The organism is Nocardioides panaciterrulae (assembly GCF_013409645.1).
Classification (GTDB): domain Bacteria; phylum Actinomycetota; class Actinomycetes; order Propionibacteriales; family Nocardioidaceae; genus Nocardioides; species Nocardioides panaciterrulae.
On record NZ_JACCBG010000001.1, the window covers coordinates 3,168,264 to 3,195,026 of the forward strand.

The following is a 26,763-nucleotide window of genomic DNA, read 5'->3' on the forward strand; positions in this document are numbered from 1 at the left end:
GCATGTCCTCCGAGTCCGCGCCCCGGCCCGCAGTGACCGTCTCCGAGGAGCTGCACGCGCCGGTCTCCCCCGGCATCGAGCTGTGCTACCAGACGTTCGGCGACCCCGACGACGACCCGCTGCTGCTGGTGATGGGGCTGGGCGGCCCGATGAACTGGTGGGACCCGGAGCTGTGCCGGATGCTCGCCGAGCGCGGCTTCTTCGTCATCCGCTTCGACAACCGCGACACCGGCCGCTCCAGCCGGGCGACCGGCCGGGTCACGCGGTCCGCGCTGGTGCGGGCGTTCCTGGGCCGGCGGGTCCGGGCGCCGTACGCGCTCGCCGAGCTGGCCGGGGACGCGTTCGGCCTGCTCGACCACCTCGGCCTCGAGTCCGCCCACGTGGTGGGCGTGTCGATGGCCGGGATGATCGTGCAGACGATGGCGATCGCCCGGCCGGGGCGGGTGCGCTCGCTCACGAGCATCATGTCGACCACCGGCAAGCGCACCGTCGGCTGGCAGCACCCGTCGCTGTTCCCGGCGATGCTCGCCAACCGCGGCCCGGGCCGCGAGGCCTACGTCAGGTCCAGCGCGACGATGTGGCAGCTGATCGGCTCCCCGGGCTACCCCCAGTCGCACGAGGAGGTCGCGAAGCGTGCCGGGGAGACCTACGACCGGGGGGTCAGCGCGTCCGGCGTACTGCGCCAGATGATGGCGGTGATCACCCAGCCCGACCGCAGCGCGCGGCTGCGCTCGGTGCGGGTGCCCACCCTGGTGGTGCACGGCCTCGCGGACAAGATGGTGCACGTCTCCGGTGGCCGGGCCACCGCCGCCGCCGTCCCCGGTGCGGAGCTGCTGCTGGTCGACGGCATGGGCCACGACCTCCCCCGCGAGCTGTTCACGACCTTCGCCGACGCGATCCGCCGTACCGCCGACCGCCCCCCTCGTTGAGTTGGCCCTCCCACCGGCGTGAGTTGGCCCTCCCGCCGGCGTGAGTTGGGCCTTGCGCCGGCGTGAGTTGGGCCTCCCGCCGGCGTGAGTCGGGCCTCGCGCCGGCGTCGGTCGACCCTCGTCTGAAGCGCTCCGGGGCAACGCCCAACTCAACGCGGCGCGAGGCCCAACTCAACAAAGGCACGCCACCTCCCTCGGCTCCCCTGCACCACGGTGCCCCGGCGTCCCACCGATTCGGTAGATCCGGATCCTGCGGGACTCCTGCTGTGGACACGGCACCCCTCCCCGGCGTAGGACGTGAGGTAGGACACAGGGGAGGCGCCCATGAAGCAGCCACCACGGAGTCTGCTCCGGCGCCGACCGGAACGTCGGCGGCAATTGCTCGCCGCGGCCGCCCTGCTTGCGATCGGCGCCGCCGTGCTCACCGCCTGCTCGGGGAGCGGGTCGGGCAAGGCCGAGCTGGTCTGGTACACCAACCCCGACGCCGGCGGCCAGGCCAAGGTCGCCGAGAACTGCAGCACCGACCAGTACACGATCACCACCCAGGTGCTGCCCCAGGACGCCGGTCAGCAGCGGATCCAGCTCGCCCGCCGGCTCGCCGCCCAGGACTCCGGCATCGACCTGATGAGCATCGACCCGCCGTACACCGCCGAGCTGGCCGACGCCGGTTACCTGGCCCCGCTCCCCCAGGACTTCCAGTCGACGCTCACGCAGCAGTCGTTCGCCGGCGCCACCGCCTCGGCGACCTGGAAGGGTCAGTTGGTCGCCGCGCCGTTCTGGTCCAACACCCAGGTGCTCTGGTACCGCAAGTCGTTCGCGCAGAAGGCCGGCCTCGACATGAGCAGGCCGGTCACCTGGGACCAGATCATCAAGGCCGCCGGCGACAACGGCGGCACAGTCGCGGTGCAGGCCAACAAGTACGAGGGCTACGTCGTCTGGATCAACGCGCTGATCGCCGGAGCCGGCGGAGACATCGCCAGCGACACCCAGGCCGGGGTGAACGCCTCGATCGACGTCAGCTCCCCCGCGGGCGAGAAGGCCGCCGCCATCGTGCACGAGCTGGCCTCCTCCAGCGCCGCGCCGTCGGACCTGTCGGTGTCCAACGAGGGCACGGCGGCGGCGACGTTCGGGTCCTCCAGCGGCGCCTTCATGGTGAACTGGACGTTCATCTGGACCAACTACGACGAGGCGCAGCCCGAGGTCAAGAAGGACCTCGGCTACGCGATGTACCCCGAGACGGTGCAGGGCGAGCAGGCTCGGCCGCCGTACGGCGGGATCAACATCGGCGTGAGCACCTACTCCAACCACGTCGACGAGGCGATGGCCGCCGCCGAGTGCATCACCAAGCCCGACAACCAGGGCGTGAACGCCGAGCTCACCGGCAACATGCCCGCGAGCGCGGCCGGCTATGACTACGCCCCGCTGAAGAAGATCTACCCGGCTCCGGTCATGACGCTGTTCCAGAAGAGCCTGGACGCGGCGGCCCCGCGGACGGTCACGCCCTACTGGAGCGACATCTCCGGCTCCCTGCTGAGCACCTGGCACCCGCCGTCGGGCGTCAGCCCCCAAACGCCGCAGAGCTCCACGACCTTCATCGAGGACGTCCTGCACGGAAGGAGGCTGCTGTGAGCGCCGCAACCGCCACCGCGGCCCAGCCCGAGGTCCCGCGCTCGACCACCGGACGCCAGCGCCGCAGCGATCGCTCGACCGCCGAGAACCGGCTCGGACAGAAGCTCGTCGCGCCGGCGGTCGTGGTCATGCTGCTGGTCACGGCCTGGCCGATGCTGCAGGCGCTCTACCTCTCGCTGTTCCGCTACCGCCTGACCACGCCGAACGACCGGGCGTTCATCTGGTTCAGCAACTACTGGACGATCCTGAAGGATCCGCTCTTCTGGCACGACACCTTCAACACCGTGGTCATCATGGTCGTCACCGTGGCCGTCGAGCTGGTGATCGGCTTCGCCTTCGCCATGGTGATGCACCGGGTGGTCTTCGCCCGAGGCGGGATCCGGACCGCCATCTTGATCCCCTACGGCATCATCACCGTGGTCTCGGCGTTCTCCTGGCAGTTCGCGTTCAGCATCAACAACGGGTTCGTGAACAGCTGGTTCGGCTGGCTGCCGTGGATCTCGGCGGACACCAACTGGTTCGGCTCCCACTGGCCCGCCATGTTCGCGATCATGGTCTCGGAGATCTGGAAGACCACGCCGTTCATGTCGCTCCTGCTGCTCGCCGGCCTCTCGCAAGTCTCGGAGGACATGGTCGAGGCGGCCAAGGTCGACGGCGCCACGTGGTGGCAGCGCCTGTGGAAGGTGATCCTGCCGAACATGCGCGCGGCGATCATGGTGGCGGTGCTGTTCCGGGGGCTCGACGCGTTCCGGATCTTCGACAACATCTACGTGATGACCAAGGGCGCGCAGAACACCGAGTCGTCGTCGTTCCTGACCTACCGCCAGGTCATCGAGCAGCTCCAGCTGGGGCTCGGGTCGGCGTTGTCCGTCCTGCTCTTCCTGACCGTGCTGATCCTGGCCTGGCTGATCGTCAAGCTGTTCCGAGTGGACCTCGCCCAGGCCCGAGGGGAGGCGTGATGCGCAACAGGAACGCCGTCGGGACGTGGGTCGGCTTCGCGCTGATCATGGTGTGGTGCCTGCTGCCGGTGGCCTGGATCATCTCGCTGTCGTTCAAGTCGGTGGAGGAGACCGGCGTGGGCAGCCCGCAGTTCCTGCCGAAGGACCCGACCTGGCAGAACTACAAGGACATCATCGACAACCCCGACTTCACCGCCGCGCTGCGCAACTCCTTCGGCATCGCGCTGATCTCCACCCTGCTGTCGGTGATCTTCGCGACCCTGGCGGCCTACGCCATCGCCCGGCTGGAGTTCCGGGGCAAGCGCCTGGTGCTCTCGCTGGCGCTGGCGATCGCGATGTTCCCGGTGGTCGCACTGGTCGGGCCGCTGTTCGACCTGTGGCGCACGCTGCACCTCTTCAACACCTGGCCGGGGCTGATCATCCCGTACATGTCGTTCACGCTCCCGCTGGCGATCTGGACGCTCTCGGCGTTCTTCCGCGAGATCCCGTGGGAGATGGAGCAGGCCGCCCAGGTCGACGGCGCCACGTCCTGGCAGGCGTTCCGTAAGGTGATCGTGCCGCTGGCCGCCCCCGGGGTGTTCACCGCGGCGATCCTGACCTTCTTCTTCGCCTGGAACGAGTTCGTGCTCGCGATCTCACTCACGTCGACGACAGCCTCGCGGACCGTCCCGGCGCAACTGTCGTTCTTCGTCGGCCCCGACCCGTTCAACCCGCCGTATGGCCAGCTGGCCACGGCCTCGGTGCTCGTCACCATCCCGGTCATCGTCATCGTCCTGCTGTTCCAGCGACGCATCGTTGCCGGCCTCACCTCCGGCGCAGTGAAGGGTTGAGCCATGGCTGCCATCCACATGAAGAACATCGTCAAGCAGTACGGCGACGGCTTCCCCGCCGTGAACGACATCAGCATCGATGTGGCGGACGGCGAGTTCATGATCCTGGTCGGGCCGTCCGGTTGCGGTAAGTCCACGCTGCTGCGGATGATCGTGGGCCTGGAAGACATCACGTCCGGCGACATGCTGATCGACGGCAAGCGCGTCAACGACCTGGCCCCCCGTGACCGCAACCTCGCCATGGTCTTCCAGAACTACGCGCTCTACCCGCACCTGTCGGTCTACGAGAACATCGCGTTCCCGCTGCGCCTGGCCCGCAAGCTCTCGGAGAGCGAGATCGACGACAAGGTCCACGAGGCGAGCCGGCTGCTGGAGCTCGACGAGCACCTCCAACGCAAGCCCGGCAACCTCTCCGGCGGCCAGCGGCAGCGGGTGGCGATGGGCCGGGCGATCGTGCGCCAAGCCGACGCCTTCCTCTTCGACGAGCCGCTCTCGAATCTCGACGCCAAGCTGCGCGGGCAGATGCGCACGGAGATCTCGCGTCTCCAGAAGCGCCTCGGCATCACCACGGTCTACGTGACCCACGACCAGACCGAGGCCATGACGCTCGGCGACCGGGTCGCCGTGCTCAAGCGCGGCCTCCTGCAGCAGCTGGCCACGCCGCGGGAGCTCTACACCAACCCCGGCAACCTCTTCGTCGCCGGCTTCATCGGTTCACCGCCGATGAACTTCCTGCCCGCCCAGGTCGACGGGACCTCGGTGCAGCTGCCGTTCGGCACCGTGGAGCTGCCGCCGGAGAAGACGGCGAAGGCGACCGGGAAGGGTCTCCTCATCGCGGGGATCCGGCCCGAGCACTTCGAGGACGCCGGGGTGAAGCGGGACCTGGGGTCCGGCAGCACCTTCCGGGCCACGGTCGACGTCGTGGAGTGGCTCGGCAACGAGGCGTTCGCCTACATCCCGTTCGAGGCTCCGCCGGAGATGCGTGCGGAGCTCGCCGAGCTCGCCCGGGACCTCGACAGCGAGGCGCTGCACACGCAGCTGGTGGTTGCCCTCGACGGCAGCAGCCGGATCGCGGAGGGCGACGAGGCCGAGATCTGGATGGACATCTCGAAGATCCACCTCTTCGACCCCGCGACCGGAGAGAACCTCACCGTCGACCCGCAGCATGCCGGCCGGATCCCGGCCATGGAGGTCGAGGCCGCGCCGGGTTGAGCTCCTCGAGCTCAAGTGCGAGCCCGGCCGAGTTGAGCCGGGCCTCGACACGGATCGCTCCGTGGCGAGGCCCAACTCAACCCGGCGCGAGGCCCAACTCAACCCGGCGCGAGGCCCAACTCAACCCGGCGCGAGGCCCAACTCAACACGGGGTTGGGCCCAACTCAACGCGCGGGCGGGGAGGGGGTCAGTCGGAGAGGCGCTCGCCCGACTCGGTGTCGAAGACGTGGACCGACCGCGGGTCGGTGGTCACGTGGATGACGTCGCCCTTGCGCACCGAGTCGCGCTGGCTGACCCGCACGATGATGTTCGCGGGGGTGCCCGCGACGCCGCTGGTGCCGTAGACGAACGCGTCGGCGCCGAGCTCCTCGACCACGGTCACCTTCACCGGCAGGCCGCCCTCGCTCTCGGGCACGACCCGCCAGGCCTCGGGCCGGACGCCGACGGTGATGTTGCCGCGCATCTTGTGCGACGCCCCACCGTCGACCGGGACGAGGTACTCGCCGATCTTCGCCTGGCCGTCGGCGGCCTTGGCCTCGATCAGGTTCATCTGCGGGGAGCCGATGAACCCGGCGACGAAGAGGTTGACCGGCCGGTCGTAGAGGTTCAGCGGGCTGTCGACCTGCTGGAGGTAGCCGTCCTTCATGACCGCGACGCGGTCGCCCATCGTCATCGCCTCGACCTGGTCGTGGGTGACGTAGACGGTGGTGACGCCGAGGTCGGACTGGAGCTTGGCGATGTCGGTGCGGGTCTGCACGCGCATCTTCGCGTCGAGGTTCGAGAGCGGCTCGTCCATGCAGAACACCTGCGGGTTCCGCACGATCGCGCGGCCCATCGCGACCCGCTGGCGCTGGCCGCCGGAGAGGGCCTTGGGCTTGCGGGCGAGGTAGTCGGTGAGCCCGAGCAGCCGGGCGGCCTCCTCGACGCGCTTCTGCCGCTCGTCGGCGGGGACCTTGGCCATCTTCAGCGCGAACGCCATGTTGTCGGCCACGCTCATGTGCGGGTAGAGCGCGTAGTTCTGGAACACCATCGCGATGTCGCGATCCTTCGGCGGGATGTGCGTGATGTCGCGGTCGCCGATGAAGATCTTGCCCTCGTTGACCTCTTCGAGGCCGGCGAGCATCCGCAGCGTCGTGGACTTGCCGCACCCGGAGGGGCCGACGAGCACCATGAACTCGCCGTCGCGGATCTCTAGGTCGATGCCGGGCACCGCGGGGACGTCTGCCCCGGGATACCAGCGCTGGGCCTTCTCGAAGGTGACTGTGGCCATGACTGAACTCCTTCACCGGCAGGTACGTGCCGGACGATCCGTAGTGAAGTGACGGCAGTCACAGTAGTCGACGCCGCTCGCTCCGGCCACGCCCGTCCGACCACACCCGTCCCGCCGCCGGGTCAGGCGCCCGCCCCCGCGCCGGCCAGCGGGCGCCGGCCGACCGGCGGGGCGGACTCCCCCGCCTGCAGCGCCATCGGGACCAAGCGCACCCCGACGCCGGGACCCTCGGGGTCCAGCACCGTGCGGACGGCGAGCGCGCCGAGCTCGGCGTACGGGATCGCGACCGAGGCCAGCCGCGGCCGCAGCCAACCGGCCAGTGCGGACCCGTCGAAGGAGACCACGACGACATCTCGCGGCACGACCAGCCCGTGGGCCTCGAGCGCCTGGTAGGCGCCCATGCCGATCCGGTCGTTGAGGCAGACCAGCGCGCCGGGCCGGCCGCCGAGGTCGAGCCAGCTCGACACCGCCCGGAAGGACTCCTGGACCGACCAGTCACAGGGCAGGACGCCGGCCAGGGGGTGTCCGGAACCGGCGAGCTCCTCGCGCACGCCGGCTAGCCGCTGGGGGCCGGCGGTCGCGTGCGGGTCGGGGTCCTGCCCGACCAGCCAGATGTCTCCGGCGACGCCCGCGTCGAGGACGGCACGCGCGGCCGCCCGCCCGCCCATGGTCTCGTCGGGCAGCACCGCGGGGGTCGGGGAGGCCGGGTCCACGCAGTTGAGCAGGACCACCCGGCGCTGGCCGGCTAGTGCCGCGGGCACGGCGATCTGGGAGGTCACGACCTTGGCGTAGACGAGCCCGTCGACCTGGCGGTCGATCATCTCCTCGACCAGCAGCCGCTCGACCTCGGCGTCACCTCCGGTCTCGCCGATGAGCAGCAGGTGGTCGGCGGCACGCGCGGCCGCGCTCGCCCCGGTGAGCATCTGGCTCGCGAACTGCCCGCCCGCCACGAAGTCGGAGATCAGCCCGATGGTCTCGGTGGTCGCCTTGCGCAGGTTGCGCGCGCTGCGGTTGGGCCGGTAGCCGAGCGCGGCGACCGCGGCCCGGACCCGCTGCTCGGTCTCGGGCGAGATCCGCATCTGCGCGGAGCGGCCGTTGAGGATGTACGACGCCGTCGTGGACGAGACCCCGGCGCGCCGGGCGACGTCGCTGAGCGTGACCTTGTGTGACCTCATGCCCACCCCACTCCTTCCCTGGCACGGCCCGGCCGCACGACCCGGATGATGCGGGGACTTCCGCACCAGGGAGGCCGTAGTGACGAAATCGTTGCTTGACACTGACCGGTCCCGGCGACCATGATCCTGCTGATTCGATTCAGCAGTGGTGTGAGTCACAGTAGTACGGCGCACGCCCCCCGAGTCAACAGCGACTTGGTCGCCGACAACGAGGAGAACGAATGCGATTTCGACGTCACGGCGCCGCCCTGCTGGCGGTCGCCGCTGCCGCGTCCCTGTCCCTGACCGCGTGCGGAGGCAGCAGTGGCTCCTCCAGCGACAGCAAGACCGTCACGATCTGGAGCAGCGTCGACCAGCCCGTCCAGGACGGTCTCGAGAAGACCCTGCAGGCGAAGGTGAAGCCCGACGGCATCACCATCAAGTGGCAGAAGGTCGAGAACATCAACCAGCTGATCATGACCAAGATCCAGGCGGGTGACACCCCGGACATCGCGTTCATCCCGCAGCCTGGCGTCGTGAAGGACATGGTCAGCCTCGACGCTGCCAAGCCCCTGGACGACGTGGTCGACAAGAGCTCGCTCGAGCAGAGCATGATCCCGGGCACCCTCGACGCCGGCACCGTGGACGGCAAGCTCTACGGCCTGCTGGTGAGCATGAACGTCAAGGGCCTGGTGTTCTACAACAAGCCCGAGTGGGACCAGGCCGGCTACAAGACGCCGGAGACCATCGACCAGCTCAACGCGCTGACCGACCAGATCCGGTCCGACGGCAAGACGCCGTGGTGCATGGGCATCGAGTCCGACACCGCGACCGGCTGGCCAGCCACCGACTGGTTCGAGACCCTGGTCATGAAGTACGGCGGGGCCGACACCTACAACTCCTGGGTCGCCCACGACACGCCGTTCGACTCCGACGTGGTCAAGCAGGCCGGCGCGGAGTTCGAGAAGCTGATGTTCACCGACGGCAACGTGCTCGGAGGCCGCTCGGCGATCGCGTCGACCAACTTCGGCACCGCCGGGAACCCGATGTTCGCCAGCCCGCCGAAGTGCTGGATGTACAACCAGGGCTCGTTCATCACGGGCTTCTTCCCCAAGGACGTGACCAAGAACCTCGACCAGAACGTCGGCGTCTTCGGCTTCCCGCCGGCCACGGCCGGGGGCGAGAACCCGGTCGAGGGTGGCGGCGACATGGCCACGATGCTCAACGACTCCGACAACGTGAAGACCGTCATGAAGGCCCTCGCCCAGACCGACATCGGCAAGGACGCCGCGCCGACCAGCTCGTTCATCTCGCCGCACAAGGACTTCGACATGTCCCTGTACCCGAACGACGTGACGCGCAACATCGCGAACGTGGCCTACAACGCGACCTCGTTCCTCTTCGACGGCTCCGACGCGATGCCGGGCGAGGTCGGCGCGGGCTCGTTCTGGAAGCAGATGACCGCCTGGATCAGCGGTCAGGAGGACCTCGAGACCGCGCTGAAGAACATCGACGACAGCTGGCCGTCGTCCTGACGAAGTGACAGGTCGTCGTACGCCGGGGTCCGGGCGCCAGCTGGAGCACACCGCGCCAACGCACCGCCCGGGCCCCCGGCGCCCCGACCCGCTGGGAGGTCCGCCGTCGACGGCGGCCAGAGAGGGAGGACCGCATGCTTGCCAAGACACTGAGCGCCCTGCTCACCGTGCTCCTGGGAGTCGGTGCCGCACTGCTCGTCTACTGGGTGCTCAACAAGATCGCCGAGCTGCTCCCGGCCAAGTGGGAGAGCCGGGTCAAGCCGTACTTCTACATCCTGCCGGCCTATCTCGCGATCGCCGTCTACCTGATCTACCCGACGATCCTGACGGTCATCAACAGCTTCAAGGACCGGTTCTCGCGGGAGTGGGTCGGCACCCAGAACTACTCCGACCTGTTCGCCTCCGCCGCCTTCCGGCAGACGCTGCTCAACACGCTGCTGTGGATCGTCATCGTCCCCGCGGTGACGGTGGCCCTCGGCCTGCTGGTCGCGGTGCTGGCCGACCGGCTCAGCCCCCGCAGCGAGAAGCTCACCAAGACGATCATCTTCCTGCCGATGGCGATCTCGATGATCGGCGCGGCGACGATCTGGCGGTTCGTCTACGACGCCCAGCCCAAGGGCACCGGGCAGATCGGCCTGATGAACGCCTTCATCGGGATGTTCGGGTTCGACCCGGTCGCCTGGCTGCAGACCAGCACGCTGCACCTGAACAGCCTGCTGCTGATGGTGGTGCTGCTGTGGGCCCAGGTCGGCTTCTCGATGGTGCTGCTCTCCGCGGCCGTCAAGGGGGTCCCGGTGGACACGATCGAGGCCGCCCGCATCGACGGCGCGGGTGAGCGGCAGATCTTCTTCCGGGTGGTGGTGCCCCAGATCAAGGGCACGATCATCACGGTCTTCATCACCGTGACCATCACCGTGATGAAGATCTTCGACATCGTCTACGTGATGACCAACGGTGGCTTCAACACCAACGTGCTCGGCAACGAGTTCTGGAACCAGCTCAACACGAACTTCAACTACGGCTCGGCGTCGGCGATCGTGGTCGTCCTGATGGTCGCGGTGATCCCGATCATGATCTACCAGGTGCGCCACTTCAAGGCGGAGGAGGCAGCGGCATGACCAGCAGCACCACGGCCCACGAGGTCGCTGCGACCCCCACCGCCGGGGAGCGCACCGCCCGGCCCAAGCGGGCGGCGACCCACTTCGACGCGAACCCCGCCAAGGCGGGATGGCTGACCAAGACGGTGCTGATCGTGCTCTGCGTGGCCTGGATGGTCCCGCTCTTCGGCACCTTCGTGACGTCCTTCCGCACCCGCGACGCCGCCAACAGCACCGGCTGGTGGACGATCTTCACCCACCCCTCGACCATCTCGAACCTGACGCTGGACAACTACGACAAGGCGATCTTCGGCGAGAACGTCGACATGGGCCGGGCGTTCGTGAACAGCCTCGCGATCACGCTGCCGGCGACGTTCATCCCGCTGCTGATCGCCTGCTTCGCGGCGTACGCGTTCACGTTCATGGACTTCCCGGGCCGGGACTTCCTGTTCCTGCTGATCGTGAGCCTGCTCGTCGTGCCGAACTACGTGGCGTTCGTGCCGATGCTCAAGCTCTACCGCGACCTCGGCATGGGCGGCACCTTCCCGTCGGTGTGGCTGGCCCACATCGGGTTCGGCATGTCGTTGGCGATCTACATCCTGCGCAACTACATGGCCACGCTGCCCAAGACCGTCATCGAGTCGGCCAAGATCGACGGCGCCAGCCACTTCCAGACGTTCTGGAGGCTGGTGCTGCCGATGTCGATCCCGGCCGTCGCCGCGTTCGCGATCTTCCAGTTCCTGTGGGTGTGGAACGACCTGCTGGTCGCGCTGGTCTTCATCGGCCCCGGTGAGAACGAGCCGGTGACCGTCGGCCTGACCCACCTCAAGCAGCAGCTCGGCCAGGGCTGGGAGCTCACCACCGCCGGTGGCTTCTTCACCATGATCGTCCCGATCCTGGTGTTCCTGGCGCTGCAGCGGTTCTTCGTCCGCGGCCTCACCGCGGGCGCCGTGAAGGGCTGAGCCCGACCGCTCGTTCCGCCCGAGCGCCCCCGAGTGCCCGCCAGTAGCCCGAGTGCCCGGACAGGCTTCCTGTCCGGGCACTCGTACGCCGGGCCGCGCGTCCGGCCCTCCCGCCACCTTCCCTGGAGACCTCCGCATGCTCTTCCCCCTCGGGACCGCCCCGGGCCCGCACCCTCGCCTCGCGCTCGAGCTCGACACCGCCGGCGACGGGCTCCCGGTCGTGCTCTGGACCGGGCTCGTGCCCGGCGCGGCGAGCACCACCGGCCTGCCCCGGGTGCCCTACGGCCCCGGGATGCCGCTGCTCGGCGAGCACGCGCACGGGCTGTTCACGCGCCCACACCTGCGCGGCCACCGGCTCGGCGAGGACGGCTCGACCGGGCGCGGCTGGTCGACCCGCTTCGTGCTCGAGGACGTGGCCGAGGTCGGTGACCACGGCACCGCGCTGCGGATCGCGGCCCACGACCGGCAGGCCGGGCTGGGGCTGGTCACCGAGCTGGAGAGCGTCCCGGGCGGCGCGCTGCGGGTCCGGCACACCCTGACCAACACGGGGGCCGGCCGCTACCTGCTCGAGGGCCTCGAGGTGGTGCTGCCGGTCGACGACCGGTGCGTCGAGAGCCTGGACTTCACCGGCCGGCACGAGCGCGAGCGGACCCCGCAGCGGCGTACCGTCACCGACGGGCTGTGGCTGCGCGAGAGCCGCGCCGGCCGACCCGGCCTGGACGCCGCGACGATGCTGGTGCTCGGCACGCCCGGCTTCTCCCCCACAGCGGGGGCGGTGGTCGCCGCCCACGTCGCGTGGAGCGGCAACTCGGTGCTCCGGGTCGAGCGGGACGCCGCCACCGCCACCACCCTGGGCGGCGGCGAGCTGCTGCAGCCCGGCGAGGTGGCGCTGGCGACCGGCGAGGCGTACACGACCCCGTGGGTGTGCTTCGCGGCGGCCGACGACGGGCTCGACGGGCTCGCCGCCGTCTGGCACGCCTGGCAGCGTGCGCTGCCGGCCCACCCGGAGCACCAGCCCGTGGTGCTCAACGTGTGGGAGGCGGTCTACTTCGACCACGACCTCGAGCGGCTGCACGGCATCGCCGAGCGGGCGGCGCGGGTGGGCGTGGAGCGGTTCGTGCTCGACGACGGCTGGTTCCGCGGGCGGCGCGACGACACCGCCGGGCTCGGCGACTGGTGGGTCGACGAGGAGGTCTGGCCGGACGGCCTGGACCCGCTGATCGACCGGGTGCGCGGGCTCGGCATGGAGTTCGGCCTGTGGTTCGAGCCGGAGATGGTCAACCCCGACTCCGACCTCTACCGCGCGCACCCCGACTGGGTGCTCGCCACCGGCGACCGGGTGCCGCTGCTGCACCGGCACCAGCTGGTGCTCGACCTGACCCGGCCGGAGGTCTTCGACCACCTGCTGGAGCGGGTGGACGCCGTGCTGTCCGCCCATCCGATCGGCTACGTGAAGTGGGACCACAACCGCGACCTCCTGGAGGCCGGCAGCGGCCCGCGCGGCGGGGCCCCGGCGGTGCACGAGCAGACGACCGCGTTCTACCGGCTGCTCGACGAGCTGCGGGCCCGGCACCCCCGGGTCGCCTGGGAGTCCTGCGCGTCCGGCGGCGGACGGATCGACCTCGGCGTGCTCGAGCGGGTGCAGCGGGTGTGGACCTCGGACATGACCGACGCGCTGGCCCGCCAGCAGATCCAGCGGTGGACCACCCAGCTGCTGGCGCCGGAGTACGTCGGCGCGCACGTCTCCTCCCCCACCTCGCACACGACCGGGCGCACGCTCCCGCTGGACTTCCGGGCCGCGACCGCGCTCTTCGGCGCCTTCGGCATCGAGTGGGACCTGACCCGGGCCGGCGAGGACGACCTCGACCGGCTCGCCGACTGGGTGGCCCGGTTCAAGCGGCTGCGCCCGCTGCTGCACTCGGGCCGGGTGGTGCGCCCGGAGTCCGCCGACCCGGCGGTGCTGCTGCACGGCGTGGTCGCCGCGGACCGGTCGGAGGCGCTGATGGCGCACGTGCAGCTCGAGGAGTCCGCGCACAACCGCGGAGTGGCGGTGCGGGTCCCGGGGCTGGACCCGGACGCGACGTACCACCTGGCGTGGGAGGGCCCGGTCGAGCTGACCCACGTGAGCATGTCCGCGCCGCTGCCGCCCGACGGGCCCACCGACGGGGTCGCGGTCGCCGGCCGGGTGCTGGCCGACCGGGGGTTCTGGCTGCCGCGGCGGCGGCCCGAGACCGTGACGCTGGTGCGGCTGACGCGCGCGTGATCTCCCGCCGCCGGCGGTGGTTCAGCCACCCTTTCCCGGACGCGACCGGTGGACAGCTCACCGCCACCGGGGCGGCCGGGGCGACCGCGAGACGGCCTCCCGAGCCGGGCGCGGTCGGGGCGGACTATCCTGACGGCTCGTGAGCACCGCAGCTTCGAGTCCCGAGTTCCGCTACTCCGACCTCCTGCCGACCGGGGCCGACGACACGCCGTACCGGCTGGTCACCGCCGAGGGCGTCTCGACCTTCGAGGCGGACGGGCAGACGTTCCTGCGGGTCGCGCCCGAGGCGATCCAGCGGCTGACCGCGGAGGCGATGCACGACATCGCCCACTACCTGCGCCCGGCGCACCTCGCGCAGCTGCGCCGGATCATCGACGACCCCGAGGCGTCGGGCAACGACCGGTTCGTCGCGCTCGACCTGCTCAAGAACGTCAACATCTCCGCGGGTGGCGTGCTGCCGATGTGCCAGGACACCGGCACCGCGATCGTGATGGGCAAGAAGTCCGAGGGCGTCCTGACCGGCAGCGACGACGGCGAGGCGATCTCGCGGGGCGTGTACGACGCGTACACCAAGCTGAACCTGCGCTACAGCCAGCTCGCGCCGCTGACGACCTACGACGAGAAGAACACCGGCACGAACCTGCCGGCCCAGATCGAGATCTACTCCACGCCGCAGAGCTCGGGCCGGCCGGAGTACAAGTTCCTGTTCATGGCCAAGGGCGGCGGCTCGGCGAACAAGTCGTTCCTGTTCCAGGAGACCAAGGCGATCCTCAACCCGTCGCGACTGCTGAGCTTCCTCGACGAGAAGATCCGCTCGCTCGGGACGGCCGCCTGCCCGCCGTACCACCTCGCGGTCGTGATCGGCGGCACGTCGGCGGAGTTCGCGCTGAAGACCGCGAAGTACGCCTCCGCGCACTACCTCGACAACCTGCCGACGTCGGGCTCGATGAGCGCGCACGGCTTCCGGGACGTCGAGCTGGAGGAGGAGGTCTTCAAGCTGACCCAGTCCTTCGGGATCGGCGCGCAGTTCGGCGGCAAGTACTTCTGCCACGACGTGCGGGTGGTCCGGCTCCCCCGGCACGGCGCCTCCTGCCCGGTCGCGATCGCGGTGTCCTGCTCGGCCGACCGGCAGGCGCTCGGCAAGATCACCGCCGACGGGGTCTTCCTGGAGCAGCTCGAGACCGACCCGGCGAAGTACCTCCCCGCCACCGGCGCGACCCAGCCCGCCGACGAGGCCGACGTGGTCGAGGTGGACCTGAACCGGCCGATGGCCGAGATCCTCGCCGAGCTCTCGAACTACCCGGTCAAGACGCGGCTCTCGCTCACCGGCCCGCTGGTCGTGGCCCGCGACATCGCGCACGCGAAGATCAAGGAGCGGCTCGACGCCGGCGAGGAGATGCCGCAGTACCTGCGCGACCACCCCGTCTACTACGCCGGCCCGGCGAAGACGCCGACCGGTTATGCCTCCGGCTCCTTCGGACCCACCACCGCGGGCCGGATGGACTCCTACGTCGAGCAGTTCCAGGCGGCCGGCGGCTCGATGGTGATGCTGGCCAAGGGCAACCGCTCCAAGGCGGTCACCGACGCCTGCGCCGCCCACGGCGGCTTCTACCTCGGCTCGATCGGTGGGCCCGCCGCCCGCCTCGCCCAGGACTGCATCAAGTCGGTCTCGGTGCTGGAGTACGAGGAGCTCGGCATGGAGGCGGTCTGGAAGATCGAGGTCGAGGACTTCCCCGCGTTCATCGTCGTCGACGACAAGGGCAACGACTTCTTCACCGACCCCTCCGGCGCCGTCACCGTCCCCGTCTCCGGGATCCGGGTGCGTTCGGCGCAGTAGCGGCCGCACCACCGCCCCCGACGTACGACGTCGCCCCGCCCCCGCGGGGACGGGGCGACGTCCTAGGTCGTACGTCGCGAGCCGGATCAGGCCTCGGTCGCGAACCCGGCCTCGACGAGGTAGTCGTGCGCCACCTGGGACTCGCTGATGCCCTGGGCCGACTTCTCGGTGTTCAGCTTCTGCATCACCTCGGTGGTGAGCGCGTCGGCCAGCGGCTGGAGCGCCTTCATGACCTCCGGGTGCTTGTCGTTGAAGTCCACCCGGGTGATCGGCACGCCGTTGTAGAGCGGGAAGAACTGCTTGTCGTCCTCGAGCACGCTCAGGTGGTTGGCCTTGATCCGCCCGTCGGTGGTGAAGATCTCGCCGAAGTCGCAGGTGCCCTTGCCGGTCTGCGTGTAGATCACGCCGGTGCCGAGGCTCTTGACGTCGCCGGACGAGATCCCGTAGGCCTTCTTGAACCCGGGGTAGCCGTCCGGACGGCTGGCGAACTCCGACTCCACGCATACTGTCGCGTCGGGGTGCTGCTTGAGGTAGGCCGCCATGTCCGAGTCGGTGGTGAGGTGGTTCTTCTGGCCGAAGGCCTCGGGTACCGCGAAGGCGTAGGTGTTGTTGAAGGGCGCGAGCGGGCCCCAGTACACGCCGTTCTTCTTCGCGTCCTCCGCCTTGACCTTGTCGTACTGCTCCTGCGGGTCGAAGATCGGCGTGTCGTGGCCGAGGTAGTTGATCCAGCCGGTGCCGGTGTACTCCCACATGACGTCGTTGTCGCCGCGGATCACCTTGTCGCGGGCCTGGGTGCTGCCCTGCGTGTTCAGGTCGGCGGTCGCGTCGGCACCCGCCAGGCAGAGGTACTGCGTGGTGAGCGCACCGAGGACGAGCTGCTCGTCGAAGTCCTTGGAGCCGACCGTCACCGGGGTCCCGTCGATCTTCGTGGTGATCTTGTCGGTGGCCTTCAGTCCGCCGCAGTCGCTGCCGAGGTCCGAGCCGGCGCTGGAGGCGTCCTTGGAGAGCCCGCACGCCCCGAGCGAGAGGGCGAGCACCGAGGCCCCGAGGGCGGCGGCGCCTCGACGCAGCGGTCGGTGGGCGGGGTGTGGGTGGGTCATGCGGTGTCCCTTCGTGGATACCAGTTCGGCGTGATTCGGACGGTTCGGTGTAGGGGCGACGGCACCAGGTCAGCGGATGCCGCGCGGGGTGGCCAGCCGCTGCAGGATGCCGGCCAGCCAGTCCAGGACGAGCGCCAGGCAGGCGATGATCACGGCGATGGTGAGGGTGGCCACCGGCCGGTCGGTCTTGATCGCGCCGAACAGGCTCAGGCCCAGGCCCCCGGCGTCGAGGAACGAGCCGAGCGGGACCGTCGCCACGGCCAGGATCAGGGCGGTCCGTGCTCCCGCCCCGATGATCGGCACCGCCAGCGGCAGCTCCACCTTGAGCAGGACGGCCGCCGGGGACATGCCCATCCCCTTGGCTGCGTCGAGAACGCCACGGTCCACGCCCTGCAGCCCCGCGATGGTGTTGCGCAGCACCGAGAGGATCGCGTAGCCGGTCAGGACGAGCACCACCGCCCAGAAGCCGATCTTCCAGGTGCCGATCAGCGCGATCAGCCCCAGGCTGGGCGCGGCCTGGCCGATGTTGGCCAGCGCCAGCACCACCGGCGCGCTGGCGCTGGTCCGCTCGCGCGTCACCAGCACCCCGAGCGGCACCGCGATGGCGACGACGAGCACGGCAATGGTGACCGAGATGTAGATGTGCCCCCACGTCTGGTCGAGCAGCGCCGAGGGCCGGAGGAGGTTGGTCTCGATCCGGTCGAGGTCCTGGCCCCGGACGTAGGAGTAGAGGACGACCAGCGTCACCGCCACGCCGACCGGCAGCAGCAGGTCCCGCAGGGAGAGCACCGGCGGCCCGGGCGCGGCCGGCCGGCGGCGGCGGGCGGTGTCGGCTCCCCGCCCGGTGCCACCGGGGCTCCCGGGGGGCGGAGTGCCGACCTCGCCGCCGGGCGGCGCGGTGTCCCGCTCCCTGGCGGCCCCGGAGCTCTCGACGGAGGTGCTCATGCCCGGCCCTCCCGCGGTTCCTCCTCGTGGTCGTCCGCCTCGGCGGTGACCCGGTCGAGGATCGAGGAGACCGAGATCGTCCCGACCGCCTCACCGTCCTCGGCGACGGCCACCTCGTCCAGTCCCCTGCCCACCATCAGGTCCAGGGCCTGGTGCAGGCTGTCGTGCGGGTCCACGGTCACGTCGGGCGGCGTGCCGGTCCCGTGCTCGTACGGCAGCGTCGCGACCTCCTCGAACTGCAGCCGCTTGAGCGCCGCGCCCTCGCCGATGAAGCCGGCGACGAAGTCGTCGGCCGGCGCGGCCAGGATGTTCTCGGGCGTGTCGTACTGGGCGATGCGTGAGCCCTCGCGGAGCACGGCGATCCGGTCGCCGAGCTTGAGCGCCTCGTCGAAGTCGTGGGTGACGAAGACGATGGTCTTCCTCAGCGTCTTCTGCAGGTTCAAGAACTCATCCTGCAGGTGGCCGCGGGTGATCGGGTCCACCGCGCCGAACGGCTCGTCCATCAGCATGAGAGGCGGGTCGGCCGCGAGGGCGCGGGCGACACCGACGCGCTGCTGCTGGCCGCCGGAGAGCTGGCGCGGGTACCGGTTGCGGTAGACCTCCGGGTCCAGCCCGACGGTGGAGAGCATCTCGTCCACCCGCCGGGCGATCCGGGACTTGTCCCACTTCAGCAGCTTGGGGACCAGCGCGACGTTGCTGGCGATGGTCAGGTGCGGGATCAGCCCGACCTGTTGGATGACGTAGCCGATCTGGCGCCGCAGCGTGGTGTCGTTGAGCGACGCGACGTCCTTGCCGTCGATCTCGACGGCACCGGAGGTCGGCGTGATCATCCGGTTGATCATCCGCATGGTCGTGGTCTTGCCGCAGCCGGAGGGACCCACCAGCACGACGATCTCACCGGCCGGGATCTCGAGGTCGATGGCGTCCACGGCCGGGGTCCGGGTGCCCGAGTAGCGCTTGGTCAGCTTCTTCAGCGAGATGGGGACGCCGAAGGTGCCGGACTCACGCGGCTCGGCGGTGGCGGTCGATGACAGGTCAGACACGGATGCCTCTCGGGGTCGTGAAGCGCCGGACGAGGACGAAGAAGGCGTCGAACACCAGGGCGACCAGGGCGACGAAGATCGTGCAGGCCAGCGCCTGGTTGACGTCGTTGACCGAGCCGAGGTTGTTCAGCGCGTTGAAGGCGAGCCGGCCCAGGCCGTAGTCGCCGATGAACGCGCCGATCGCGACGATGCCGACGGTCAGCTGCGCCGAGACCCGCATGCCCGCCAGGATCACCGGCCACGCGATAGGGAAGCGGATCTGCCAGAGCATCCGGAACCAGCCGACGCCCATGCCCCTGGCCGCGTCGATCACGCTGGGGTCGGCCGATTGCAGCCCCACGATGGCGTTGCGGGTCACCGGGAGCAACCCGTACATGGACACCACGGGGATGAAGGTGAGCAGCGGGTCGCCGGTCAGCGAGTAGACGAAGCCGAAGAGGGCGACCGACGGGATGGTGAACGCGATCGCGACCGTGCCGATGGACAGGTTGGCCACCCAGGCGAAGCGGTAGGTCGCGAGGGCGACGAGCAGGCCGACCACGGTCGCGATGGCCACGCAGTAGATGGACAAGAAGAAGTGCTGCTGGACGCGCAGGATGATCTCCTGCGAGTTCTGCGACAGCCATTCCGAGAACGGTGGGCCGGTCACGGTGCACCCCTCAACTGGTCGGGTCAGGTCGGTGGAACGACGCCGCTGCGACGGGGTGGGCAGGCGTACCGGGCCCACCCGGATCGCGAGACGGCCCGGTCACCGTACCGGAACTTCGGGACCTCGCGTCGGGGCCCCGGAGCCGCCAATCGGTGCCTGACCTGCGAAAACAGTGGCCATGACACGGTTCGGTAACGGTCTGGACCGGAGGGGATCGGGCTCCCGCGCAGCTCAGGGGGTCAGCTGCAGACTGCTCACTTCTCGTTGCCGGGGGTCGCCTCGCCCTCGACGTCGCGGACGTTGTCGGCGGGGATGGCGTTGGGGCCCGACTCGCCCTCCTGCGGGTGGCCGCTCTCGCTGTCGGGGTAGCCGGCGACGGCCTGGTCGTCGGAGATCGGGGTGTCCGCCTCGGCGGGGTCCAGCGAGGCGACCTCGGAGACCTGTCCCTCCTGGTCGTCGGGCCGGTCCTGGTGGTGATTCGACTCGCTCATACCCCCGTCCTACCCCCCGAGAGCTCCTACGAACCGCGGTCCCCCGACCACGATTCGCAGGACGACACGAGGGGCCGGGAGGATGGGAGCATGGAGAGCGTCCGGTACGTCGAGGTCGCGCGCGCCGAGTCCGAGCGCGGCGAGCTGGTGCTGCGCGAGCGCCGCGACGAGGGGGCACCGAGCGTGCTCGAGCTGCGCGCGAACGGCGTCTTCGTCATGGACACCCTCGAGACCAGCACCGAGCAGGCGCTGGCCACCGCGGCGCTGGAGCTGGTCGAGGAGCCGCGCGCCGTGGTCGTCGCGGGACTCGGCCTCGGGTTCACGATGCACGAGGTGCTGCGCGACAGCCGGGTCGAGCGGTGCACGGTCGTCGAGATCGAGGAGGAGCTGGTCGCCTGGATGCGCAGCGGCACGATCCCCCACGGGCCGGCCCTGCTGGCCGACGAGCGGGTCACGGTCGTGGTCGCCGACATCGCGGTCGCGCTGGCCGAGGCCCGGCCCGCGTCGTACGACCTGCTGCTGCTCGACGTCGACAACGGCCCCGGCTACTTGGTGCATGAGGAGAACGCCGCGCTCTACCGCGCGCCGTTCCTCACCAGCGCCCGGCGCGCGCTGCGTCCCGGCGGCGTGCTGGTGGTGTGGTCGGCGAACCCCGCCCCCGAGCTCGAGGACGCCGTGCGCGAGGTGTTCGGCGACGCCGAGGCCCGGCCGTACGACGTGCTCCTGCAGGACCGTGACGAGCAGTACTGGCTCTACCTCGGCCGGCTGGCTGCCGCCGACTGAGCCCCACCGGGCCCACCGGGCCCGGCCGAGCCCCACCGAGTCGCCGGGGCGCAGCCGTCAGACCGGCGCGTTCAGGTCGAGCCCGCCGCCCCAGCCGGCGACCGCGCCGAGGACGAGCAGCCCGATCCCCAGCACCGCCAGCGCCGGCCCCACCCAGGGCCCCACCCAGGACGGGGCCCGCCGAGCGGCCGAGGTGGACGGCGTCGCGGGGGCGACGGCGGGTGGCAGCGCGAGCACGGCCACCGGCGCCAGCATCGCCAGCAGCGCGGGGTAGCCCCAGTCGAAGTCCATGCCGCTGTGCAGCAGCAGCGCCACCAGCGTGCACAGGGCGCCCAGGCGTACGGCGTCCCGCGAGCGCACGGCGCCGGGCAGGCCACGCAGCGCGGCCAGCAACACCAGCGCGAGCAGCACCACCAGCGGCACGATCAGCACCAGGCCGCCGTCGGCCGCGGCCTGCAGGTAGCCGTTGTGGGCGAACGCGGTCCCGACCCGGTCGTGCCGCGTGGTCGCGACGTCGGTGGCGCTGGCGAAGGAGTTGAACCCCGCCCCGGAGAACGGCCAGTGCTCGAAGATCCGGAACGCCCGGCGCCAGTCCTCGATCCGCTGCACGCCGTTGCCCACCAGGCTGGCCGCGCGGGCCTGCGTCGCCGCGGTGGGGGCGATCCGCTCGGTGAAGAACGGGGGCCCGCTCAGCGCCACCGTGACGCCCCACGCGAGCGCCAGGCCGCCGAGCACGTGCAGGTGGCGGCGGCGCAGCAGGACCAGCAGCAGCACCACCGCGAGCGCCAGCGCCATCTGGGAGCCGCGGCTGGTCGTGAAGACCGTTCCGGCCACGCACAGCGGGGTCACGGTCCAGCCCAGCAGCGCGACCGGTCGCCCGGCCGCGATCGCGCCGAGGCCCAGCACCGCGCCGGCGGCGAGGAAGATCCCGGCCTGGTTGTGCCAGTAGAAGGTGCCCTCGAAGAGCTTCATCGGGTCCTGCCGCCCCCACCACGGCAGCCACCCGAGCGCGAACTGCGCGCCCGCGGCCCCCAGCACCCCGGTGAGCAGCAGCAGCCGGCGGCCCGGCGTACGAGCCCAGGCGAGCAGCACCAGCCCGAGCTCGGCGGCGAAGGCGTACGACGCCGCGTCGTCCCCGCCGGCCCACCCCGTCGGCGCGGTCAGCACGACCGCCAGCGCAGCCAGCCCGACCGCGTGCGCCGGGACGGTCGCCAGCGGCGGAAGCACCCGCCAGGGACGCACGGTCACGATCGCGGCCACCAGCAGCAGGCAGCCGATCGAGAGCACGTGGGGCTCCCGCCCCCCGGTGCCCCAGGTCAGGTAGGTCGCCCACCACGCCACCGTCGCCACCACCGCGGCGTCCGGCAGCCAGGAGACCGACCGGGCCCGGGCGCCGGCCCACGGCGACCGGCCCTGCGTGGCCCCCTGCGGGGCGTCCTGCGCGGCGCCCTGGGGGCGGTCCGCGACGGGGGCGCCGGGGGCTGCGGTGGTCGAGACGCTCACGTCCGTTGCATCGGCGTCGTCCGACGTCGACTTGACCCTGCGGGGCGCGCGACCGACGCCACGTGTCGCCCACGCGCCCCGTGGGTACGGTCGAAGACGTGAGCAGCACAGACACCGAAGGCGAGTTCCGCACCGAGCACGACTCCATGGGCGAGGTCCGCGTCCCCCGCGACGCCCTGTGGCGGGCGCAGACGCAGCGGGCGGTGGAGAACTTCCCGATCAGCGGCGTCACCCTCGAACCGCGGCACCTCCAGGCGCTCGCGCTGGTGAAGTCGAGCGCGGCCCGGGTCAACGGCGAGCTCGGTGTGCTCGACGCCGAGAAGGTCCAGGCCATCACGGCGGCGGCCGAGCGGGTGCGCGCCGGCGAGGTCGACGACCACTTCCCGCTCGACGTGTTCCAGACGGGGTCGGGCACCAGCTCCAACATGAACATGAACGAGGTGCTCGCCAGCCTCGCCGCCCGCGCCGGCGTGGAGGTGCACCCCAACGACCACGTCAACGCCAGCCAGTCCTCCAACGACACGTTCCCCACCTCGATCCACGTCGCGGCCTCGCTGGCCGTCGTCGAGGACCTGCTCCCCGCGCTCGCGACCCTCGAGCGCAGCCTGGCGGCCAAGGCCGAGGAGTTCGGCGGCCTGGTGAAGTCCGGCCGGACCCACCTGATGGACGCCACCCCGGTGATGCTCGGCCAGGAGTTCGGCGGCTACGCCGCGACCGTGCGCTACGCCGGGGAGCGGCTCGAGGCCGTGCTCCCCCGGGTCCGGGAGCTGCCGCTGGGCGGCACCGCGGTCGGCACCGGCATCAACACCCCGCCCGGCTTCTCCGCCCGGGTGATCGAGGTGCTCGCCGAGACCACCGGCCAGCCGTTCACCGAGGCCCGCGACCACTTCGAGGCGCAGGGCACCCGCGACTCGCTGGTCGAGCTCAGCGGGGTGCTCAAGACGATCGCCGTGGGCCTGACCAAGATCTGCAACGACCTGCGCTGGATGTCCTCCGGCCCGACGACGGGCCTCGCCGAGATCCACCTGCCCGACCTGCAGCCCGGCTCGAGCATCATGCCCGGCAAGGTGAACCCGGTGCTGCCCGAGGCCACGCTGATGGTGTGCGCGCAGGTGATCGGCAACGACACCGCTGTCACCGTGGCCGGTGCCAGCGGCAGCTTCGAGCTCAACGTCGCGATGCCGGTCATCGCCCGCAACCTGCTGGAGTCGATCCGGCTGCTGTCCACGTCGACGGTGCTGCTGGCCGGCCGCTGCGTTGACGGGATCACCGCCGACGTCGAGCGGATGCGGCAGTACGCCGCCTCCTCGCCCTCGGTGGTCACCCCGTTGAACAAGTACCTCGGCTACGAGAACGCCGCCAAGGTCGCCAAGCAGGCCCTCGCCGACGGCGCGACCATCCGGGACACCGTGTTGAAGCTCGGCTTCGTCGAGCGGGGCGAGCTCACCGAGGAGCAGCTGGACGAGGCGCTCGACCTGGAGAGCATGACCCACCCCTGACCCGCGGGGCCGGTGCGGGGATCAGGGGCCGGTCAGCAGCTGCCGGTGCACGGTGGTGGAGGAGTTGCGCGCGCCGTCGCGCGCCACGACCCGCACCGCCAGGCGGCCCTGCCGCACCGAGCCCAGCGAGCAGAGCCAGCGCCCGGCGGACGTCGGAAGCACCGTCACCGGGCGGGCCTTGCGCCAGGCCCGGTCCCGGCTGGCCGCCGGCTCCCAGCGGCCGCGGCCGGGACGGTAGGCGTACCAGCCCGACCCCCGCCGCTGGACCGCCTCGACCCGGACGACCGCGACCCCGGTGCCCACGTCCACGGCCCGGCCGTGCACGACCCGCCAGCGGCGGGCGGCCTCCGGGTGCCGGGTGGGCAGGTGCAGGCTCACCGAGGGGGCCACGTCGTCCCGGCTGACCGTGACCGGGTTCGCCCCGACCCGGGCGCGGTTGCCCGCCTCGTCGACCAGCACCACCCGCGGCGTGAACACCCCGGCCCCGGCGTACACGTGCTCGACCTCCGCGTCCACCGGCCAGGGCGACCGGCTGCCGTCGCCCCAGACCACCGAGCGCCGGATGTCCTCCGCGGCGCTTAGGTCGTCGTGCAGGGCGAGCTCGGTGATCCCGACGCGGGTGAATGTGGCCCAGCCGGCGGTCGGGCTCGCGGAGAACACCCCGGTGGGCGCGACGTGGTCGCCGACCACGACCGCCCCGACCGGCAGCACCGCCGCGTTGCCCGCCTGGTCGACCAGCCGGACCGTGGGGTGCCACAGCCCCGGGCCCGGGTAGCGGTGGTCGAGGCTCCTGCCGGTCCAACGCTCCCGGGGCGACCCGTCCCCCCACCTGACGAAGCGGCCGATGTCCGCGCGAGCTGAGGTGTCGTCCTGGAGCGCGGTCCAGGCCAGGGTCGCCACCCGGTGCCTGCGGTCGAGCCGGAAGGTCCCGGTCGGCGCGGTCAGGTCGGGCAGCCGCACCGAGACCCGGCTCGCCGGGCCGCGCACCCTGTCGTGGTACGGCGTGACCGCGACCTGGACCCGCGTGCCCGCGGGCTCGTCGACCGCCGCCGTCCAGCGGGTGCCGGTGAGGCTCGCCCGGTCCAGGACGGCGCCGGTGGCGACGTCCTCGGCGCTGACCCGGAACGACGACGTGGCGCTGCCGGCCTGCCAGGAGGTCGTGACCTGGTAGCCGTCCGGGCCCAGGGTGACCGCGTCGACAGCGAGCCGGGTCACGCCGGCCGGAGGAGTCGGCGGCTGTGCGCCGGCCGCCACGGCCGGCGGTGGCGCCAGCGCGGCCGGTACCAGCGCCGGAAGCCCGACTGCCCCGACGAGCACTCCGAGGACCGCCCGGACGAGCCGACCGGACACGGGACGACCGTCCGGCGCCGCCGCGCCGCACGCAGCGCCGCGCGCGGTCGGCGGACGGCAGCTCATCACGGGCCTCCCTCGCGGCGCGTGGCGGGAGCCGGGTCGTGCGACCCGGCCCGCCTGTCACGGTAGGCAGGGGGACGGGCCCGTGTCCGCCGTTCGGCCGGTTCCGGGCGCGGCCTTCACGCGACCGTCAGCGTGCGCTGCGACGATCCGGACAGGTTCCTCGCGCGGTTCCTGCCGGGACTCGGGTGAGCGCTGGGACGCCGAGGTCGGGGCACGGACTCCTCAGACGGATCCGATGATCGCCCTGCGACTCTCGTCGTACTCAGCCTGCGTGATCATCCCTCGGTCCAGGAGCGCCGTGAGCTCGGTCAGCCGCTCGGCCGCGGGCGGGGGCGAGGGTGAGGGAGCCGCACTCTGCGGCGCAGGTCGCAGGTTGGCGGCCAGATAAGTGCTTTCCAACCCGTCATCGGTGAGCAATGTCATTTGCGTGGCGAGGTTGGGATCCATCCCGGACTGACTCGCGAGCCGCCGGGCGGTGCTCACCTTCCAGGCCAGAACGCCCAGCCCGACCAAGGCACCGATCACGGCCAAGAACACGATGGCACCAGTCGCGCCACTCCCGGAAGCCCCCTCACCGGGCCAGGACGCGACCCAGGTTCCATTCACCTTGGTGCACGTCGGCGGCACCCCGCCGTGGTTGACTGCCCGGTCGAGGCATCGTTGGAGGCCGCCGCGAGCGTGCGCCGCGGTGGCAGGGCCGAACACAATCAGGGCGAGAACGACGCCAGTCACACTGAACGCTCGACCGGGCCGCAACATGGCGGCATGGTACCTAGGCCGCGCCGCCTGTTCACCGCTTTGGGAGTCACCAGGTCAGGCGCACGCGTCACCCCTCGGACTCGCCCCTGCCCTCCATGCGCATCCGGCGCGCATCGCTGACAGAACCATGGCCCGGCGCGTCAGTGAACGGGGACATCCATGCCAGAGACCGCGGACACGAGATGTCGGATTTCCGGGGACATCTCGGTGTCACATCCCAGTCAGTACCAGCCGTGCCCGTTCTTGAACGCCATCGCGCCGCACGGGGAGCCGTAGGAGTCGCGGATGTAGCCCAAGCCCCACTTGATCTGGGTGGCCGCGTTGGTCGCCCAGTCCGGGCCGGCCGAGGCCATCTTCGAGCCGGGCAGCGCCTGCGGGATGCCGTACGCCGAGGAGGTCGGGTTGTCCGCGTCGACGCGCCAGCCGCTCTCGCCGGTCCACAGCTGGTCGAGGCAGCCGTACTGGTCGCTGGAGAAGCCGAACTGCGGCATCAGCGCCTTCGCGATGTCGCGCGGGTCCTGCGAGGCCAGGGTCTCGTGGTGGTGGTGAGTCACCGCGGGGCTCTTCTCGGCGGCGAGCTCGGCCTGCTTGGCCGGGTCGGCGGCCTGCCGGCGGTCGGAGGAGCGGGAGATCACCGGCGCGCGGTCGCTCAGGTCCTGGGTCGTGGCCGGGTGGTAGTCCTGGCCTAGGTCCTGCGCGGCGTTGGTGACCGTCGCGGGGCTGCTGGAGAAGGTTCCGGCGGAGACCGCCGCACCCGTTGCGGCGACCGCGACGGAGGAGAGGATCAGGGTGTTGCGCAGGGCCCTCTTGGGGGCCTCGGTGACGACGTTGGGGGTCGGGAGCTGGCGGTGCTTCGGGGCGTACTTGGCTCGCTTCGGCACAGGGGTATCTCACGGGG

23 protein-coding genes are annotated in these 26,763 nt (G+C 71.1%); 12 read left to right on the plus strand and 11 right to left on the minus strand.

The genetic code is table 11. From position 1 onward, the window contains the following. The first annotated feature begins 2 nt into the window (after positions 1-2). The 5 genes from BJZ21_RS15045 to BJZ21_RS15065 all read left to right on the plus strand — a co-directional run bounded on the left by BJZ21_RS15045 (position 3) and on the right by BJZ21_RS15065 (position 5,559). Positions 3-929, plus strand: coding sequence for an alpha/beta hydrolase (locus BJZ21_RS15045; RefSeq protein WP_179664494.1), 927 nt, complete (start codon positions 3-5; stop codon positions 927-929). A gap of 324 nt (positions 930-1,253) precedes the next feature. Continuing rightward, positions 1,254-2,558, plus strand: a complete 1,305-nt coding sequence (locus BJZ21_RS15050) for an extracellular solute-binding protein (protein ID WP_179664495.1) — start codon at positions 1,254-1,256, stop codon at positions 2,556-2,558. Then, positions 2,555-3,517, plus strand: coding sequence for a carbohydrate ABC transporter permease (locus tag BJZ21_RS15055; RefSeq protein WP_343052161.1), 963 nt, complete (start codon positions 2,555-2,557; stop codon positions 3,515-3,517). Before BJZ21_RS15050 ends, BJZ21_RS15055 begins: the two co-directional genes overlap by 4 nt. Continuing rightward, a complete protein-coding gene (locus BJZ21_RS15060; RefSeq protein ID WP_179664496.1) occupies positions 3,517-4,347 on the plus strand; it encodes a carbohydrate ABC transporter permease in 831 nt (276 codons plus the stop codon). Before BJZ21_RS15055 ends, BJZ21_RS15060 begins: the two co-directional genes overlap by 1 nt. A 3-nt stretch (positions 4,348-4,350) precedes the next feature. Then, positions 4,351-5,559, plus strand: a complete 1,209-nt coding sequence (locus BJZ21_RS15065) for an ABC transporter ATP-binding protein (protein WP_179664497.1) — start codon at positions 4,351-4,353, stop codon at positions 5,557-5,559. A gap of 187 nt (positions 5,560-5,746) precedes the next feature. Here BJZ21_RS15065 and BJZ21_RS15070 read toward each other — a convergent pair whose 3' ends face one another. Both BJZ21_RS15070 and BJZ21_RS15075 read right to left on the minus strand, forming a co-directional pair. Continuing rightward, a complete protein-coding gene (locus BJZ21_RS15070; RefSeq protein ID WP_179664498.1) occupies positions 5,747-6,829 on the minus strand; it encodes an ABC transporter ATP-binding protein in 1,083 nt (360 codons plus the stop codon). Positions 6,830-6,951: 122 nt separating this feature from the next. After that, the gene (locus BJZ21_RS15075) at positions 6,952-8,004 is read right to left on the minus strand and encodes a LacI family DNA-binding transcriptional regulator (RefSeq protein WP_179664499.1); all 1,053 of its coding nucleotides are present in this window, start codon (positions 8,002-8,004) and stop codon (positions 6,952-6,954) included. Positions 8,005-8,225: 221 nt separating this feature from the next. Between BJZ21_RS15075 and BJZ21_RS15080 the strand changes: the two genes are divergently transcribed. The 5 genes from BJZ21_RS15080 to BJZ21_RS15100 all read left to right on the plus strand — a co-directional run bounded on the left by BJZ21_RS15080 (position 8,226) and on the right by BJZ21_RS15100 (position 15,677). Beyond that, positions 8,226-9,518 (plus strand): ABC transporter substrate-binding protein, encoded by a 1,293-nt coding sequence (locus tag BJZ21_RS15080; protein ID WP_179664500.1) that lies wholly within the window; start codon positions 8,226-8,228, stop codon positions 9,516-9,518. Positions 9,519-9,652: 134 nt separating this feature from the next. Further along, entirely contained in the window at positions 9,653-10,636 is a 984-nt protein-coding gene (locus tag BJZ21_RS15085; protein WP_179664501.1) for a carbohydrate ABC transporter permease, read from the plus strand. After that, the gene (locus BJZ21_RS15090; protein WP_179664502.1) at positions 10,633-11,577 is read left to right on the plus strand and encodes a carbohydrate ABC transporter permease; all 945 of its coding nucleotides are present in this window, start codon (positions 10,633-10,635) and stop codon (positions 11,575-11,577) included. The genes BJZ21_RS15085 and BJZ21_RS15090 overlap by 4 nt, the downstream gene beginning before the upstream one ends. A 136-nt stretch (positions 11,578-11,713) precedes the next feature. Next, positions 11,714-13,840 (plus strand): alpha-galactosidase, encoded by a 2,127-nt coding sequence (locus tag BJZ21_RS15095; RefSeq protein ID WP_179664503.1) that lies wholly within the window; start codon positions 11,714-11,716, stop codon positions 13,838-13,840. 139 nt (positions 13,841-13,979) lie between these two features. Further along, a complete protein-coding gene (locus BJZ21_RS15100) occupies positions 13,980-15,677 on the plus strand; it encodes a FumA C-terminus/TtdB family hydratase beta subunit (protein WP_179664504.1) in 1,698 nt (565 codons plus the stop codon). Positions 15,678-15,763: 86 nt separating this feature from the next. Here BJZ21_RS15100 and BJZ21_RS15105 read toward each other — a convergent pair whose 3' ends face one another. The 5 genes from BJZ21_RS15105 to BJZ21_RS15125 form a co-directional block, all read right to left on the minus strand. After that, complete coding sequence (locus tag BJZ21_RS15105; RefSeq protein ID WP_179664505.1) at positions 15,764-16,777, minus strand: glycine betaine ABC transporter substrate-binding protein; 1,014 nt, start codon at positions 16,775-16,777, stop codon at positions 15,764-15,766. Positions 16,778-16,846: 69 nt separating this feature from the next. Continuing rightward, positions 16,847-17,722 carry an ABC transporter permease gene (locus BJZ21_RS15110; RefSeq protein WP_179664506.1) on the minus strand — a complete coding sequence of 292 codons (876 nt, stop codon included), beginning with the start codon at positions 17,720-17,722 and terminating at the stop codon, positions 16,847-16,849. Next, positions 17,719-18,765, minus strand: a complete 1,047-nt coding sequence (locus tag BJZ21_RS15115) for an ABC transporter ATP-binding protein (protein ID WP_343052162.1) — start codon at positions 18,763-18,765, stop codon at positions 17,719-17,721. The genes BJZ21_RS15110 and BJZ21_RS15115 overlap by 4 nt, the downstream gene beginning before the upstream one ends. Next, positions 18,758-19,414 (minus strand): ABC transporter permease subunit, encoded by a 657-nt coding sequence (locus BJZ21_RS15120; protein WP_179664507.1) that lies wholly within the window; start codon positions 19,412-19,414, stop codon positions 18,758-18,760. The genes BJZ21_RS15115 and BJZ21_RS15120 overlap by 8 nt, the downstream gene beginning before the upstream one ends. Before the next feature lie 254 nt (positions 19,415-19,668). Then, on the minus strand, positions 19,669-19,905 hold the full coding sequence (locus BJZ21_RS15125) for a hypothetical protein (protein ID WP_179664508.1): 237 nt from the start codon (positions 19,903-19,905) through the stop codon (positions 19,669-19,671). Between the two features lie 90 nt (positions 19,906-19,995). Between BJZ21_RS15125 and BJZ21_RS15130 the strand changes: the two genes are divergently transcribed. Beyond that, a complete protein-coding gene (locus tag BJZ21_RS15130) occupies positions 19,996-20,688 on the plus strand; it encodes a spermidine synthase (RefSeq protein ID WP_179664509.1) in 693 nt (230 codons plus the stop codon). A gap of 57 nt (positions 20,689-20,745) precedes the next feature. Here the strand turns inward: BJZ21_RS15130 and BJZ21_RS21840 are convergent, their stop codons facing one another. Beyond that, positions 20,746-22,191, minus strand: coding sequence for an O-antigen ligase family protein (locus BJZ21_RS21840; RefSeq protein ID WP_179664510.1), 1,446 nt, complete (start codon positions 22,189-22,191; stop codon positions 20,746-20,748). Positions 22,192-22,289: 98 nt separating this feature from the next. Between BJZ21_RS21840 and BJZ21_RS15140 the strand changes: the two genes are divergently transcribed. Further along, the gene (locus tag BJZ21_RS15140; RefSeq protein WP_179664511.1) at positions 22,290-23,690 is read left to right on the plus strand and encodes an aspartate ammonia-lyase; all 1,401 of its coding nucleotides are present in this window, start codon (positions 22,290-22,292) and stop codon (positions 23,688-23,690) included. A gap of 21 nt (positions 23,691-23,711) precedes the next feature. Here BJZ21_RS15140 and BJZ21_RS15145 read toward each other — a convergent pair whose 3' ends face one another. The 3 genes from BJZ21_RS15145 to BJZ21_RS15155 form a co-directional block, all read right to left on the minus strand. After that, a complete protein-coding gene (locus tag BJZ21_RS15145) occupies positions 23,712-25,040 on the minus strand; it encodes a hypothetical protein (RefSeq protein WP_179664512.1) in 1,329 nt (442 codons plus the stop codon). Positions 25,041-25,328: 288 nt separating this feature from the next. Further along, positions 25,329-25,865, minus strand: a complete 537-nt coding sequence (locus tag BJZ21_RS15150) for an SHOCT domain-containing protein (RefSeq protein ID WP_179664513.1) — start codon at positions 25,863-25,865, stop codon at positions 25,329-25,331. A gap of 221 nt (positions 25,866-26,086) precedes the next feature. After that, positions 26,087-26,746 (minus strand): aggregation-promoting factor C-terminal-like domain-containing protein, encoded by a 660-nt coding sequence (locus BJZ21_RS15155; protein WP_179664514.1) that lies wholly within the window; start codon positions 26,744-26,746, stop codon positions 26,087-26,089. Between the last annotated feature and the right edge of the window lie 17 nt (positions 26,747-26,763).